Source organism: Shewanella algicola, assembly GCF_014648035.1.
GTDB classification, from domain to species: Bacteria; Pseudomonadota; Gammaproteobacteria; order Enterobacterales; family Shewanellaceae; genus Shewanella; species Shewanella algicola.
In genome coordinates this window covers 1-1,333 of record NZ_BMQI01000135.1, presented here as the reverse complement: position 1 = coordinate 1,333, position 1,333 = coordinate 1, and the positions used below count along the sequence as shown (strand labels likewise).

Annotated in this window: 1 protein-coding gene; it reads right to left on the bottom strand. The window is 41.9% G+C overall.

The features are described 5' to 3' along the window. Positions 1–245 precede the first annotated feature (245 nt). The gene (locus tag IEY42_RS22075) at positions 246–1,268 is read right to left on the bottom strand and encodes an IS110 family RNA-guided transposase (protein WP_188927313.1); all 1,023 of its coding nucleotides are present in this window, start codon (positions 1,266–1,268) and stop codon (positions 246–248) included. Between the last annotated feature and the right edge of the window lie 65 nt (positions 1,269–1,333).

Below are 1,333 nucleotides of genomic sequence, written 5' to 3'. Positions count from 1 at the left end.
CCTTCATATATCCGGCTTGTGAATCGGGTGTTTTATATACCCGCAGCCCTAATGCAATTAGCTAACTACTTTAGCTTTATCATCCCGACGGCTTCTAAAGAGCCAAAGACGAGTTCAGTTTTAAAGTAGTACAGTCTGACTGTTTATCATTATTTCAAAATCTTTCGCAACTTGTGATGAGTTTGTTTTACTCGGTGTTACTTACTACTTAAATTAATCAGTTGATTGTGAATCGTATTACTTTGTTATGCTGCATATTCGAGTCGGTAATCTTCTTCCTTTGCGATGACTGACCAGGCTATTCTGGCGAGCTTATTGGCCAGAGCCACACATGCGACATTGCTATGCTTTCTACACTTTAGCTCATAGGCCCAGCGGCTTAATTTATCATCTTTACCGTCCACATATTGCAATACAGCACGTGCACCATGTACCAGTGACGACCTCAAGTGAGGATTCCCTTTTTTCGTAATACCAGACAGCATGGTTTTACCACCGCTTGAGTTTTGTCTTTGTGTTAATCCGCACCAGGCGGCAAAGTGACGACCATTATGGAACATTTTACCATCGCCTATCGCGGCATACATTTCTGCCGCTGTCATGGGGCCAATACCTATAACGCTTTGCACTCGCTTACAGATAGGATTCTCTCTTGTATAAGCGGTTACTTTTTTAGTGTAAAACTCAACTTTCTCTTGTGCCGCAACAAAGTCAGCATAGAGTTCGCGAAAACTTTCTCGTGCAAATGCCGATAACTCATTGCTTTCATCATCAATAAATTCAGGCAATCGAGTCGCTAATGCCGTTTTTCCCTTTGCAGCGCATAAACCATATTCTGCAAGAAAGCCTCTAACTTGATTGTTGATTGCGACCATCGTTTTTACATGGCGCTTTCTCATGCGCAGCACCATTTGAATATCTTCTTGCTCGACGCTTTTTATCGGTACAAATGTCATGTTTGGTCGTTGTGCAGCTTCCGCAATGGCTTCAGCATCATTAAAATCATTTTTGTTTTTACGACGATAAGGAACAACATATTGAGGCGCAATGAGCTTGACTTGATGCCCTAATTTAATGAATTCACGAGCCCAATGGTTAGCCCCGCCACAGGCTTCCATCACTATCAACATTGGGTCTAATCGGGCAAAGACACTGAGCAAGTCGGCACGCTTAATTGCCCTCTTTTTAACTAACTTTCCAGCTTGATTAACGGCAAACATGTGGAAAATAGTCTTTGATATATCTAAACCAATTGTTGTAATCTTCATATTCGGACCCGCCCTTTGTTGATAAAGTGTACAAACTTATCATGGCTCACTATGAAGCCGATTAG